Here is a 13,811-nt window from a genome sequence, read left to right as displayed (position 1 = left end):
GGTGGGGGGGGGTTGTTTTTAACTCCGGGGGGGCCCCGGGGGGCCCCTGGGTGGGGGGGGGGCGGCCCCCACACCCCCCCCCCCCGACGCAGGATCAGTACTGCCGGCTCAGTCCTGGTTGACCTTCGCCAGGGCCTTGGCGAGCCCGTTGGCCCACAGCTGGTTCACGCGGGAGCGCTCCGCGCTGTTGGGGATCGAGTTCGTGCAGGACGTACCCGGTCCGCCGCCCGACATCAGCTCACTGCACGGACCGGAGTAGTGGTCGGGGAGTCCGAGCACGTGCCCGGTCTCGTGGGCGGTGACGCGCGTGGAGTCGTACTGCTGGTTCTGCGCGTAGTCGAGGAATATGTACCCTCTGCCGTGCCCGTCCGTGGACGCGTACGAACCGCGCGAGTCGTTGCCCTCGCGGTACGTGAAGCTCGCGCCGCTGCTGCCGGCCTGGAGCTTGACGTTCGAGACGGAGCTGTTCCAGATCGACGTGCTGCGGGCTATCTGGGTGGCGAAGGACGGCGCCGCCGAGGCGTTGTAGACCACGGTGACGGCGGCGGCGGACGTCGGGTTCGCGGCGCGCTTCTCGGCCACGGACTTCAGCACGGCTTCGAAGAAGGCCTCGTTGGCCTTCGCCTCTTCGCCGGAACCGCTGTAGCCCGCGCCCGCCAGGGAGGCGACGGAGGTGGTGGACGCCGGCTCCGGCGCCTGGGCCGCCGAGGCCGGGACCGTACCGAGCGCCGCCGCCGTGAGGCCGAGACCGAGCGCGGCGGAGAGCATGGGTGTGGACAGTCGCATCGATGACTCCTTGCGTGGGGGGTGAAGTCGTCACCGAGGAGTTTCGGCGTCTGTGAGGCGGCTGTGATGATGCCAACAGGCGATAGGACACTGCTATCCGTACGAAACCGATCGCCCGACTCACCTGATTTGGATGGGGTTTGTGCGTCTGGTGAAAGCTGTACTTCCGTTTTAGGCTCCGGCGGCATGGACCTTGAGGTCAGGCACCTCCGCGCACTGTGCGCCATAGCCGACACCGGCAGCCTGCACCGGGCCGCCCGGCAGCTCGGCGTGGCCCAGCCCTCGTTGAGCACCCAGCTCAAACGCATCGAGCAGGAGCTCGGCGGCCCCCTCTTCCTCCGCGAACGCACCGGCTGCCGCCCGACCCCGCTCGGCCTGGTCGTCCTGGGCCGCGCCCGCCCGCTCGTGGCCGAAATGCGGTCGCTGGTCGCGGAGGCACGGGCCGCCGCGACGGACGCCGACGGGCCCCAGCTCCGTATCGGCTCCACCGCGAGCCGCGCCCTCGCGGGCTGGCTGCGCCGGCTGCGTGCCCGCCAGCGCGAACCGGTCCTGCAGATGGACGTCTCCCCGAACGCCCTGCTGCGCATGCTCGCCGCCGGGCGGCTCGACGTGGCCTTCGTGCACGAGGTGGAGGGCAGCCCGCTGCGCATCCCGGACGGGCTGGCGCTGCGCGTCCTGGTCGACCGCGAGCCGCAGTTCGTCTCGCTGCCGGCCGACCATCCGGCCGCCGCGCGGACGGAGGTCCGGCTCACCGACCTGGCCGGGGACCGGTGGATGATCGATCCGACGGTCGACGGCGAGTGGGACGCCGTGCACCGCATGCTGCGGGCGGCCGGGCTGCGGCCGCGGGTGCTGCACGGGGACTACCACACGGCCGCCTCGCTGGTCGCGACCGGCGAGGTCGTCACGGTGTGCCAGCCGACGTGCCAGCCGCGGCCGGAGATGGCGGTGCGGCGGATCCAGGGGGATCCGCTGGGGGTCCGGCTGGTGCTCGCGGCGCGTACGGAGGGGGAGTTGGACCTTGTGTTCCCCGAACTGTGGGAGGCGTACGCGGAGGTTGCGCGGGACGCCCCCGGCTATGGGGAGTGGCTGGATCTGGTGGGGGTGTAGCGACGGTCCCGGGGGGCGGGGTGACGGTCGTGCGTCGGGTGCGGGCCGGTGGGGGCTGGTCGCGCAGTTCCCCGCGCCCCTGAAAGCCGGCGGTTGCCCGTGCCCTTCCAAGCAAGCAGTTCCCCGCCGCCCTGAAGGCAAAAGACGAGAGGCAGGGGCGCCCTCTTTCCAGAAGGCGCCCCTGCCCATGGGCACATCAAACGCCGATGTCCTCGCCGTCCTTGCGCCAGACCGAGACCACCGACGGGCGGACGATCTTGCCGGGGCCGTCGGGCCAGACGCTCGCCGGGTTCTCGACGGTCGCGCCCGTGATCTCGCCCGGGTGCTGGACCGCCACGAGGACGCGGCGGTCCTGGACGAGCGGGCCGCAGGTCTCGGCGCCCTTCGGCACGGTCAGGAACTGCTTCAGCTCACCGCGCCGGTCGCCCTTGGTCGCCACGCCGAACAGGCCGTCGTGGGAGCCGAGCTGGGCGCCGTCGGTGGAGATCCACAGGTTGCCGTGCGGGTCGAAGGCCACGTTGTCCGGGCAGGAGATCTGGCTGACCTTGTCCTTCGGGTAGCCCGCGAAGTACGTCGCCGGGTCCTTCGGGTCGCCCGCGACCAGGAACAGCGACCAGCCGAAGCTGGTGGCGTCGGCGCGGTTGCGGCGCTCGGTCAGCTCCAGGACGTGCCCGTGCTTGTTGGCGTTGCGCGGGTTGGCCTCGTCGGCCTTGGCGTTGGAGCCGACACCGCGGTTGGTGTTGTTCGTCAGGGCGACGTACACCTTGCCGGTGTGCGGGGAGGGCTGGATGTCCTCCGGGCGGTCCATCTTCGTGGCGCCCACCTTGTCACCGGCGAGGCGCGTGAAGACGTACACCTCCTCGGCGGTCATGCCGGGGACGTGCGAGACGGCGCCCTTCGCGGTGGCGGTGGCCAGCGGGATCCACGTACCGCCGCCGTCGAACTCGCCGTCGGAGGGGAGCTTGCCGGTGCCGTCGATCTCGATCGCCGGGGAGTCGCCGGTGAGCTTGGCGACGTACAGCGTGCCCTCGTCGAGGAGGGTCAGGTTGTGCTCGCGGGCGGCGCGGCTGTTGCCGTGGCGCATCCGCTTGCTGCCCACGAACTTGTACATGTAGTCGAAGCGCTCGTCGTCGCCGGTGTAGGCGACCGGGCGGCCGTCGTCCGTGAGACGGATCGTCGCGCCCTCGTGCTTGAACCGCCCGAGCGCGGTCCGCTTGCGGGGCGTCGAGGTCGGGTCGTACGGGTCCAGCTCGACGATGTAGCCGAAGCGGTGGACCTCGTTCGGCTCCTGGGCGACGTCGAAACGCTTGTCGAAACGCTCCCACTTGCGCTCGGTGGCGCCGGTGCCGATGCCGTAACGCGCGTCGGTCGTGCGGCTCGCGTTGGCGAAGTACTGGTTGAAGTTCTCCTCGCCGTGCAGCGTCGTGCCCCAGGGGGTCTCGCCGCCGGCGCAGTTGTTGAGCGTGCCGAGGACCTTCTTGCCGGTCGGGTCGGCGGAGGTCTTCAGGAGGGCCGAGCCCGCGGCCGGACCGGTCACCCTGAACTCGGTGGTCGCGGTGACACGACGGTTGAGGTGGTGGCGGGGCACGGCGGTGAGCTTGCCCGTCCTGCGCTCCTCCTCGACCACGACGACACCCAGACCGTGGGCCTGCCAGGCGATCTCCGCCTGCTCGCGGGTCGGGTTCGCGGGGTCGTAGCCCTTGAACATGAGGACTTCGTCCGTGTACTCGTGGTTCGCCACGAGCAGCTGACGGCCACGCTCGCCCGGCAGCGGGAGCAGGGCGAGGAAGTCGCAGTTGTAGCCGAACTGGCCGGCCTGCGCCGCCGCGGTCTGCCGGTCCGGGTCGAAGGCGGGGGCACCGCGCAGGATGGGCTCGCCCCAGCGGATGACCACGTTCTGGCCGTAGCCCTCGGGGACGGTGACGGCGTCGGTGGTGTTGGGCGCGACGGGGGTGAAGCGCAGACCGCGGGCGGCCTTGCCCTTCGAACCCTGGGAGCCGTGCGAGCCGTGAGCGCCGTGCGAACCGGTTCCGAAGGTGGCCGCCGCGCCCTCGGCGGGCTGGGCGGCGGCCGGGGCCGCGCCCGCGCCGACGAGCGCCCCGCCGGCCGCCGTGGTCACGGTCACCGCGGCGGCGGCACGCATCATCGAACGACGGCTGAGTGCTCCGGCGATGACGTCGCCGACGTATTCGTTGGCGCTGGTGTTGGGCGCCGGGTGGAAGCAGGCATCACCACAGCGGTACCGGCAGGTCATCTCGGAACGGCCGCCCGGGTGTGAACCGGTCGAGCCGAGCAGAGGCAGCAGGTTGCGCACGTTCCCTCCCCTATGTCTGTGTCTGGCGAGACGCTAGGGGCACGCGCGTGCGAGAGCGCGGACGCAAGGTGAACGGAGAGTGAACTGGGCCCTGCCAAAAGGGCTTTGACCCCGACAGGCGTGCGGGAACCGGGTCCATGTTTGGGCCTGATAAAGATCTTCGGCCCTGGCGGCTAACCTTACGTGTCCGTCCTGGCCAGGGATTGACGGAACCAACTCATGCGAAGGGTTGCGCACATGGGCATTCTCACCCGCCTGCGGAATGCGTTCGGAAAGTCACGCAAGGGGGACGCTGCCGATGCCGCGGTCCCTTCCGCATCTGCCGCCGCCGAGCCGACCGTGCCGGCGGCCCGGCAGGAGACGGCTCCCGAGCCCACGCCTGCGGCAGCCGAGCCTGAGGTCTCTGTCCCCGCACCGGCCGCGGAGCGCGAGCCCGAGGCCGCGCCGGAGCGACAGGCCGAGCGTCAGGCCGAGCGCAAGCCCGAGAAGAAGGCGTCCTCGGTGGACGACCTGGTCTCGGCGGCGTTCGACAACGTGACGGTCCCGAAGCAGACGACACCGCCTGCGGCGCAGGCTGAGCCGAAGGCAACGGCAGAGCCGGAGGCGAAGACAGAGGCTGCCCCCGAGGCTACGGCTTCGGCTGCGGCCAAGGCGGACGCTGAGGCTGCCGCCGAGGCCGAGGTTGTGGCCGCCGCCGAGGCTGTGGCGGAAGCTGAAGCTGAGGTTGTGGCTGAGGCTGAGGCGAAGCCTGTCGCGGAGGCCGAGCCCGAGACGAAGGCTGAGCCGGAAGCGAAGGCTGAGCCCGTCGTGGAGGCGGAGCCCGAGGCGGCGCCTGCAGCGAAGGCTGAGCCGGAGCCCGTCGTGGTGCCCGAGCCCGCGAAGGCCGAGGCCGAGCCGGAGCCCGTCATCGAGACGGCACCGGAGCCGGAGCCGTCGCCCGAGCCCGTCGCGGCCGAGGTGACGCCGGAGCCCGAGCCGGCGAAGGCGGAGCCCGCGAAGGCAGTGGCCGAACCCGAGCCCGTCATCGTCGCCGCGGCCGTGGCCGAACCCGAGCTGGTCATCCAGCTCGTCCCGGAGCCCGAGCCCGAGCCGGCCGTCGAGCCGGAGCCCGAGGTCGAGGCCGCAGCCGCCGAGGAGGCCTCCGAGGCGGCGGCCGAGGCCGAGGCAGCCGTCGCAGAGGTGACCCCGGAGCCGACACCGGCACCGGAAAAGGCACCCGAGCCCCTCGCGGCAGAGGCCGAGAAGCCGTCGGCCCCCGAGACCGCAGCGGCCCCCGAGATCGAGGCGGCCCCCGAAGCCGCGGCCGGGCCCGTCGGCGGTGAGGACGCGGTCGCCGCCCAGGCCCCCGCCCTCCTCAGCGCGTACAAGGCAGCCGCCACCGCCCTGGCGAACCAGAACCTCACCGACGCCCGCGCCAAGGTCTACCTGGTCCTCGATCGCTCCTCGTCGATGCGCCCGTACTACAAGGACGGCTCCGCGCAGGCGCTCGGCGAGCAGACCCTCGCCCTCGCGGCCCACCTCACGCCGGCAGCGAACGTCCAGGTCGTCTTCTTCTCCACCGAGCTGGACGGCACCGGCGAACTCACGCTCGCCGAGCACGACAACAAGATCGACGAACTCCACGCGGGCCTCGGCCGCATGGGCCGTACGAGCTATCACGCGGCCGTGGAGGAAGTGATCGCCCTGCACGAGAAGTCGGGCACCCCCGCGGAGCCCGGCCTGGTCGTCTTCCAGACGGACGGCGCCCCGGACGCCAAGACCCCGGCCACCCAGGCCCTGACGTCGGCGGCGAAGAGCCACCCCGGCCTCTTCTTCTCCTTCGTCGCGTTCGGCGAGCAGGACAACAAGGCCTTCGACTACCTCCGCAAGCTGAAGTCGGACAACACCGCGTTCTTCCACGCGGGCCCGACACCCCGCGAGCTCACGGACGCGGAGATCTACGAGGGCGTACTGGCGAACTGGCGCCCGTAACCCCACGCCACAGCGTCACCCGGGCCGCCCCTTCTCGTCCCATAAAACGAGGAGCGGGCGGCCCACCCATGTCGGCTACGATTTCAAGGTTCGTAAGACGGCCGAAAGTCGAAAGCACTACTCGACCGGACGTCACCCCACGTAGCGACTCGGGAGCAGCCCGCAATGGCTCGACACCTCATCACCAGCGCCCTTCCGTACATCAACGGGATCAAGCACCTGGGCAACATGGTGGGGTCCATGCTCCCGGCGGACGTGTACGCCAGGTACCTCCGCCAGCGCGGCCACGATGTCCTCTACATCTGCGCGACGGACGAGCACGGCACCCCGGCCGAACTGGCGGCGAAGGAGCAGGGCCTCCCGGTCGCCGAATTCTGCGCCGGAGCGCACGACGCGCAGAAGGCGATCTACGACGGCTTCGCGCTCGCCTTCGACCACTTCGGCCGCAGCTCCTCCCCGCAGAACGCGGAGCTGACGCAGCACTTCGCCCGCCGGCTGAACGAGAACGGCTTCATCGAGGAGCGCGCGATCCGGCAGGTGTACTCGCCGGCCGACGGCCGCTTCCTGCCGGACCGTTACGTCGAGGGCACGTGCCCGCACTGCGGTTACGACAAGGCGCGCGGCGACCAGTGCGAGAACTGCACGCGCGTCCTGGACCCCACGGACCTGATCAACCCGCGCTCGGCGATCTCGGGTTCGACGGAACTCGAAGTACGCGAGACGACGCACCTCTTCCTCCTCCAGTCGAAGCTGCAGGGCGAGGTCGAGGCGTGGATCGACGAGGTCGCGGACGAGTGGCCGCAGCTCGCGTCCTCGATCGCCCGCAAGTGGCTGACCGAGGGCCTGCACGACCGCGCGATCACCCGTGACCTGGACTGGGGCGTCCCGGTCCCGGCCGACACGTGGCCGACGCTGGCCGCCGACGGCAAGGTGTTCTACGTCTGGTTCGACGCGCCGATCGAGTACATCGGGGCGACGAAGGAGTGGGCGGACGCGGCTCCGGAGGAGAACCGGGACTGGAAGTCGTGGTGGTACGAGCCGGCGGGCGCGTCGGACGTGCGGTACACGGAGTTCATGGCGAAGGACAACGTCCCCTTCCACAGTGTGATGTTCCCCGCGACGGAGATGGGCGTACGGGAGCCGTGGAAGAAGGTCGACCAGCTCAAGGCCTTCAACTGGCTGACGTACTACGGCGGTAAGTTCTCCACCTCGCAGAAGCGGGGCGTCTTCACCGACCAGGCGCTCGACATCCTGCCCGCGGACTACTGGCGCTACTTCCTCATCGCCAACGCCCCCGAGTCGGACGACTCGTCGTTCACGTGGGAGCACTTCACGGCGACGGTGAACAAGGACCTGGCCGACACCCTCGGCAACTTCGTCAACCGCGTCCTGTCCTTCTCGAAGAAGCGCTTCGGCGAGGAGGTCCCGGCGGGCGCGGAGGCGGGCGGGCCGGAGGCGAAGCTCGGCGAGGAGATCGCCTCGCTGCTCTCCGACTACGAGACCCAGATGGAGGCGCTCCAGTTCCGCAAGGCGGCGGCGGCGCTGCGCGCCCTGTGGTCGGCGGGCAACTCCTACCTGGAGGAGAAGGCCCCCTGGCTGGAGATCAAGACGAACCCGGAGGGCGCGGCGCTCACGCTCCGCACGGCGATGAACCTGATCCACCTGTACGCGGTGGTCTCGGAACCCTTCATCCCGTCCTCGTCGGCGGCCATGCGCGCGGCCTTCGCCCTGCCCGACGACACGGCGACCTGGGTCACCCAGGAGGAGGCCAAGTCCCTGACGGCCCTCCCCGCGGGCACCCCCTTCACGGTCCCCCCGGTCCTCTTCGCCAAGATCACGGACGAGGACCTGGAAACGTACAAGGAGCGCTTCGGCGGAGCGCCGGAGTAACAACTCCGCTCCCCCTCCGACGGCCGGGGTGGCCGGACACCGCACAACGACGGTGCCGGACCACCCCGTTCGCGTACGCGGAACCGCCACTCCTCGCCGAAGAGCCGCGCCGCATCCGTCGCATGGACCCTGAGGGGCGCTATCCAGTTCGCCCTCGCCGTCGGCTACTTCAGCGCCGCTGACGGCGGACGCTCACTCGGGCGGGTGAATATCCCCAACTGTGTAGTTATCAGGTCGCTTTGGGGCCTTACGCTCCCACTGCAACCTGCTTCTGGCATGCGCCAGCGGCATATCTCACACCGCCAGGAACCCTCATGGTCAGCGCGCCGCACGAGGCGATGCACCGCATCTTTCAGGACCACCCGGACCTCTTCTCCGGGGTGTCCAAGGTGCTCGGCGTCGACTTCGCTCCGCCCACCTCGGTCACACTCATGCCGACCGACCTCACCGAGGCCAGCCCGCTCGAACGCCGCGTCGACACGTTGCTGCGGCTGGAGACGGAGGACGACGAACCGCTCCTGGTCGCCATCGAGGCCCAGGGCAAGAAGGACCCGGACAAGTCGGCGAGCTGGGCGTACTACGCCTCGTACCTGCTCGCGAAGTACCGGTTGCAGCCGATGCTGCTGGTCGTCTGCCAGGACCACGCGACGGCCAAATGGGCAGAACAGCCGGTCCAGTTCGGGCCACCCCAATGGCCGTTGCTCACCCTGCGCCCGCTGGTCGCGGGGCCGCACAACATGCCGGTGATCACCAGTGCGGCGGAGGCACGCAAGGATCTCGCGCTCGCGACACTGTCCGCGATCACCCATGCAAAGGGCCCTGAGATCGGGACGATACTCAAAGCAGTGACCACCGTTCTGCGGGACGAACCGGACACGGTCAAGAACCCAGTCATCGAATTCATCTCACGCGGCCTGGGCAAGCTGCCCGCCGCGGCACTTTGGAGGACACTCGTGGCCGTGGACCTTTCTTTCTACAAGTCACCCATCTTCGAAGAAGTCCGCGAGGAGGCCCGGGCGGAGGTCCGCGAGGAGGCCCGGGCGGAGGTCCGGGCCGAGGTCCAGGCTGAGGTCCGGGCTGAGGTCCGGGCGGAAAGCCGGGCCGAGGCCCTCCTGGATGTCTTCGAGGCACGCGGAATCGACGTCCCCGAGGCCGTCCGGGAACGCATCACCAACTGCGTCGACCCCCAAAGCCTGCGCCACTGGGTGCGACGCGCCGCCGTGGCCCCCTCCGCCGACGCGATCTTCACCGACGACTAGCCCAGCGTGATGGGGCAGAGTCGCGAGGACTACATGGCTGGCCCAGTATTGACGCATGGCCCGGCCTGCATCTTGGGCGCCTCACACAAGCACGGAGAGCCCTGATGTTCGAGGACCCCGCCTTCTACACGTCGTCCGCCTCCGAAGAAGCACGCGCCCAAGCCCGGGCCGAGGTCCTAGCCGAAAGCCGGGCGCAGAACATTCTGATCGTCTTCGAGGCGCGCGGCATCGACGTCCCCGAAGCCGTCCGAGAGCGCGTCACCAGCTGCGTCGACCTCGAAAGCCTGCGCCACTGGCTGCGACGCGCCGCCGTGGTCCCCTCCGCCGACGCGATCTTCACCGACGACTAGCCGCGTCAGAACCCGACAATGCCCCCGCCCCGACCCGGCGGGGGCAGGTCACGGGGGCGAAGGCCTCGCTCACGGCACCCTCGGCCCCGTGACCAACCGCCCCTTCTCGTCGTACGGCCAGACGTTCGGGGTGCAGCCCCGCATTCCCTTGATCTGTTGCATCATCGCCGGGGCCGGTTTGCCCGGGCCGGGGCATGTCACGTGGTCGTGGCCCAGGAAGTGGCCCACCTCGTGGTTGATGATGAGGGCGCGGTACGCGGTCACGTCATCGGCGTAGACAGGCGTCGCCAGCAGCCAGCGTTTGAGGTTGACCACCACGTCCTTGCCGACACTGCAGTTGACCTCGCCACGCGTGTTCAGGCCGTAGCGACCGCAGATCTCGTCGACCGTTCCCGGTGTGGCGAGGCGTACGACGAAGTCGGCCGTACCCGTCGAGACCCGCTTGAAGCCCGATCGGCCGTCCGCCGTCCAGCCTCGTCGGTCTGCCAGTACGTCCTCCACCTGACCCGCCACTTCCGCCGCTGACTGCGCGAGGCCCTTCTCGACGACGACCTTGTAGCGCAGCGTGCGGGCGCCCTTTCCCACGGTTCCGCTCCCGCCACCGGCCGTGGTGAACGTCCCGGGCCCCGACGCGGGGATCGAAGGGGAGGACGAGGAGGAGAGGGATGGGGAGGGGGAGGAGACCGAGTCCGGGGATTCCTCGTTTGGTGAGTCTGCCGGGCTCGCGCTGGGCTTGCTCTCGGGTGAGGGCCGGTTCGACGCCTCGCCCGCTGCCGCCGGTTCGTCGGTGGAGCCGGCGGAGTTGTCCGAGCTGGACGCCGCCGGGCTCCCCCCATTCACCGCCAGCGCCGCCGCCGATAACACCGCCAGCGCCGCCACGCCCCACAGCAGGGGTCCCTTTCCCCTGCCTCCGCCGCCTGCGGAGCCTCTGCGACGGCGTCGGGATCTCGCGGTCGGGGACGGCTTGGTCGCGCGGCGGTTGATCATGGTCATGAGCATCAAGAGTGAATACGCGAGGTGTTGGGTTCTGGCTCAGCGGATAACGAAGCCATAACGCCCAGTTGGGCGCGCGCCCGTTACGGGACCCCGCTCCTGGCATGTGCACGATTCATCCGTATGGTTTCGTCATGGCAGTTCCCCAGGTCATCCCGATCGCGTACGAGCCGCGCCACCGCACCGATGCCATCGGTCACTACGCGGAGGGGCAATTCCTGGGATCGGTCACCTACGCCTTCCCCGAGGATTACCGCCCCGACGACGGCTGGGAAGAGCACAAACGACTCTTCACGGTGCTCCACACCTTCGATACCGAGGGTCGTCACCGTGACTCGGAAATCTGGTGCGCCGGCAGTTGGGCCGAGCAGCAGCGCAATCCGCAGGGGCCCGACTCGGTCCTCTCCCAAGCACAGGCTCATCTCGCGAAGTTGCTCCGGAGCCTCCCTCGGCGCCGTTACACGGACATCGCGGTACGCCCCTTCCGACTCACCCGCGACGGCGTGCTGTTCGGTCTGCTGACCGGCGAGGACGACGGCGAACCCTGGGCCGAGCTGTACCCCGACCGCCTCGGCTTCGGCCCGCCCTGGAACGGCACCTACGACACCTGAGCACTCCGCCGCACCCGCCCCGCCTCGCTCCGCCGCGCCTCCACGTCGGCCTGGTCCGGGCCGAGGGAGGTACGGGCCCTGCGGACATGGTCCAGGCCCTCGGCTGCCGTCCTTTTCACCAGGGCGTACTCGGCCGCCGTACGGGCCGTGGTCAGTTCCGCCCGGGCCGTGCGCAGCCGTTCGGAGGCGTCCGACAGCGCCTGCGCCGCCATCCCGTCCGCCCTCACTTCTGTCCGCGTGCGTACGTCGTCGAGCGCCGACACGCCTGCCCCCAGCCGGACCACCCAGCGGTTGGCGTCGGCCTCCGCGTCCAGGCCGGACAGGTCGGACAGATCGGACGGGGCGGACAGTCCGCGCGTCCGGCTCCAGCGACGCCTCGCGACCACCGCTCCGGCGATCAGCAACAGTGCGAGCAGCACGGCGAATCCCATGTTCTCCTCCGGTGATCTCGTCCGGCGCCGCCGGTGTCCCGCGGGGTGCCCTCACCCTCGCACCCACCATCAGACGCCCTGCTCCTGTGCCCACTCGACGAACACCCTGTGGGTCACCTGATCACCCCGGCCACTCTGATCGCCCTGACCACCCCAATGGGCCCGGCACGTCCCTCGTCCCGGGCCCATTCGCCGTACGCGCTCTTGTGCGGCCGGCTCAGCCGACGCTCAACCCGCTCAACTCGCCGAAGCCGAAGCCGTGTCCGAGGTCGTCGCCGACGCCGTCGCCCCCGGCTGCACCGCGTCGTCCGTGCCCTCGTGCGTCGCGTCCGGGTCGACGCCCATCGTGATGGAGCCGAGCACGCCCTTCGCGATGGCGTTCTTCTTGTACTTGAGTTTCAGGAGACCGCCGGCCGTACCGGACTGGTCGTAGATCGTGTCCTCGGTGAGCGTCGTGCGCTCGGTCGTCGACGTGGAGTACGGCTCGACCTCCGCCGAGGCGAGCACCGACTCCTCGTCGAAGAAGAACTGGCCGGTGTGGCAGGTGTTCCCGCCCTCGTAGCCGGCGTCCGTCCAGGTGCCGCCGACATGCACCTTGGTGTGGATGTGGACGCAACGGCCCCGGTACCAGCCGGGGAAGACCGTCTTGAAGGTGACGAACCCCTGCTTGTCCGTCTTCCACGTGCCGCGCAGGTAGCGCTTGTCGTCGGTGGGATCCTGGTGGCCGCCGCCACCGCCGGGCGGGGGACCGGTCGGTGTGCCCGTCGGTGTGTCGGTGGGCACGTCGGTGGGCGCCCCGGTGGGAGGCGTGCCGCCACCACCGCCGGAGGAGTCCTCGTAACCGGAGTAGAGACCCAGCGCGTCACAGTGCCAGATGTCCACCGCGGCGTTCTTGATGGGCTTGCAGGTCTCGTTGTCGATCACCTTGAGGCGGAGGGTCATCGCAATGCCCTCTCTGTCCTCGGTGATGTCCTGCCGGAGCTTGTCGGCATCGATGTAGTACGGCCCCTCGGTGGTCTCCGAGGTGAGCTTGTAGCAGCCCTCCGCGGCCGTCGAGGTCGCGCTCGCCGACGCGCCCTGCGCGCTCGCGGCCGTCTGGCCGGCGTTCGCGGTCGCGGCGATCGTGCCGCCCACGCCCACTGCGGCGACCGCCGCGCCACCTGCCACGACCACCTTGCGCCGCGTCACATTCCGCTTGTGTTTCGGCCCTTGGGCCGACTGGCTTCCTGTCATGTTTCCCGTCATGAGCGAGGAAGTTAGGTAAGAAGGCTGTCAACAACGTGGGCGCGGACTGTGGATTACCGTTCGCCTGCGAAACGTGGCGCGAATCGATCGGCCGCGACCGAGACCGCGACCGAGACTCGACAGCGCTCGACGGCCAAGTCTCACCGACGGCGCACCGACGGCCGCGGCTCAACGGCTGCCGCGCGTCTCGGCCGCCCGCCTCGACATGTCACGGACCGAGGCCGCCCGATCCACCCGGCCCAGCGCGTCGGCGAGCGGGGTGAGCAGGTCGTCGGCGGCCCGTTCGCGATCGGCGGCGCTTTGGCCGGGAACAGTCGCGCGCGGCGTCGGCACAGTCGCTGTGCAGGGTCACTCGTCGTCCTCGGCGGTCCATGCCATGCCACTGTGTGCCTCATGGCAGACGAGTCATACGAGTCGGACGAGTGGGCCGAACCCGACGGCAGTCGTGGGGGCCCCGCCGCCCTCACACCCGGAGAGGCGGCAGCCGCCCAGGAGCGCGCCTTCTGGGAGACCCGTCGCCGGTACCACGAGCTGGACGACGACGAGGCCGGGCGTCGCGAGAAGCGCCGGCTCGGCAAGGAGTCCCGGCGTATGAACCTGGAGGTGCGCATGCACCGCTACGCCCGGAGCCACGACCAGGGCCCGGCCCCGGCCGACCTACGGCTCCCGCCCCTTCCGGACGACGAGCCCTTCCGGGACGGATCTTTCCCCGACACGGACGAGCCGGCCGGCCCCGGGCGGTGAACGGCCGTGGGGCGGGGGGGGCCCCCGGCCCCGGGGGGGGCCCCCCCCCCCCCCCCCGCGGGGGGGGGGCCGGGCCGGCCGCGCGCGGGGGGGTGAGAAACAAAAAG

General features: G+C 70.4%; 12 protein-coding genes. 7 read left to right on the top strand and 5 right to left on the bottom strand.

All coding sequences use genetic code 11. From position 1 onward, the window contains the following. Positions 1-108 precede the first annotated feature (108 nt). Positions 109-786 carry a snapalysin gene (snpA, locus tag ACFVH5_RS35435; RefSeq protein ID WP_384803642.1) on the bottom strand — a complete coding sequence of 226 codons (678 nt, stop codon included), beginning with the start codon at positions 784-786 and terminating at the stop codon, positions 109-111. A gap of 186 nt (positions 787-972) precedes the next feature. Here snpA and ACFVH5_RS35430 point away from each other — a divergent pair, with 186 nt between their 5' ends. After that, positions 973-1,896: a LysR substrate-binding domain-containing protein gene (locus ACFVH5_RS35430; RefSeq protein WP_384803644.1), complete on the top strand. Its 924-nt coding sequence runs from the start codon at positions 973-975 to the stop codon at positions 1,894-1,896. 196 nt (positions 1,897-2,092) lie between these two features. On the opposite strand, the gene ACFVH5_RS35425 is transcribed toward ACFVH5_RS35430, so the two are convergent. Further along, positions 2,093-4,210 carry an alkaline phosphatase PhoX gene (locus ACFVH5_RS35425; protein WP_385837792.1) on the bottom strand — a complete coding sequence of 706 codons (2,118 nt, stop codon included), beginning with the start codon at positions 4,208-4,210 and terminating at the stop codon, positions 2,093-2,095. Between the two features lie 237 nt (positions 4,211-4,447). On the opposite strand from ACFVH5_RS35425, the gene ACFVH5_RS35420 reads away from it, so the two are divergent. The 4 genes from ACFVH5_RS35420 (at position 4,448) to ACFVH5_RS35405 (ending at position 9,680) form a co-directional block, all read left to right on the top strand. Then, on the top strand, positions 4,448-6,181 hold the full coding sequence (locus tag ACFVH5_RS35420) for a VWA domain-containing protein (RefSeq protein ID WP_385837791.1): 1,734 nt from the start codon (positions 4,448-4,450) through the stop codon (positions 6,179-6,181). Between the two features lie 165 nt (positions 6,182-6,346). Further along, positions 6,347-8,071, top strand: a complete 1,725-nt coding sequence (gene metG / locus ACFVH5_RS35415) for a methionine--tRNA ligase (RefSeq protein ID WP_385837790.1) — start codon at positions 6,347-6,349, stop codon at positions 8,069-8,071. A gap of 314 nt (positions 8,072-8,385) precedes the next feature. Beyond that, entirely contained in the window at positions 8,386-9,330 is a 945-nt protein-coding gene (locus ACFVH5_RS35410) for a hypothetical protein (RefSeq protein WP_385837788.1), read from the top strand. Positions 9,331-9,434: 104 nt separating this feature from the next. Next, on the top strand, positions 9,435-9,680 hold the full coding sequence (locus ACFVH5_RS35405; RefSeq protein WP_385837787.1) for a hypothetical protein: 246 nt from the start codon (positions 9,435-9,437) through the stop codon (positions 9,678-9,680). Between the two features lie 69 nt (positions 9,681-9,749). Here ACFVH5_RS35405 and ACFVH5_RS35400 read toward each other — a convergent pair whose 3' ends face one another. Next, entirely contained in the window at positions 9,750-10,667 is a 918-nt protein-coding gene (locus tag ACFVH5_RS35400) for a DUF3152 domain-containing protein (protein ID WP_385837794.1), read from the bottom strand. A 140-nt stretch (positions 10,668-10,807) separates the two neighbouring features. On the opposite strand from ACFVH5_RS35400, the gene ACFVH5_RS35395 reads away from it, so the two are divergent. Beyond that, the gene (locus ACFVH5_RS35395) at positions 10,808-11,284 is read left to right on the top strand and encodes a hypothetical protein (RefSeq protein ID WP_384803659.1); all 477 of its coding nucleotides are present in this window, start codon (positions 10,808-10,810) and stop codon (positions 11,282-11,284) included. Here ACFVH5_RS35395 and ACFVH5_RS35390 read toward each other — a convergent pair. Beyond that, entirely contained in the window at positions 11,272-11,715 is a 444-nt protein-coding gene (locus ACFVH5_RS35390) for a hypothetical protein (RefSeq protein WP_385837786.1), read from the bottom strand. The genes ACFVH5_RS35395 and ACFVH5_RS35390 overlap by 13 nt on opposite strands. A 237-nt stretch (positions 11,716-11,952) precedes the next feature. After that, positions 11,953-12,948, bottom strand: a complete 996-nt coding sequence (locus ACFVH5_RS35385; RefSeq protein ID WP_385837784.1) for an intradiol ring-cleavage dioxygenase — start codon at positions 12,946-12,948, stop codon at positions 11,953-11,955. 405 nt (positions 12,949-13,353) lie between these two features. Between ACFVH5_RS35385 and ACFVH5_RS35380 the strand changes: the two genes are divergently transcribed. Continuing rightward, on the top strand, positions 13,354-13,704 hold the full coding sequence (locus tag ACFVH5_RS35380) for a hypothetical protein (protein ID WP_385837783.1): 351 nt from the start codon (positions 13,354-13,356) through the stop codon (positions 13,702-13,704). The last annotated feature ends 107 nt before the right edge of the window (positions 13,705-13,811 follow it).

It is taken from the genome of Streptomyces sp. NPDC127119, from assembly GCF_042677425.1.
Taxonomy (GTDB): domain Bacteria; phylum Actinomycetota; class Actinomycetes; order Streptomycetales; family Streptomycetaceae; genus Streptomyces.
This window is presented reverse-complemented; position numbering and strand designations above follow the sequence as displayed.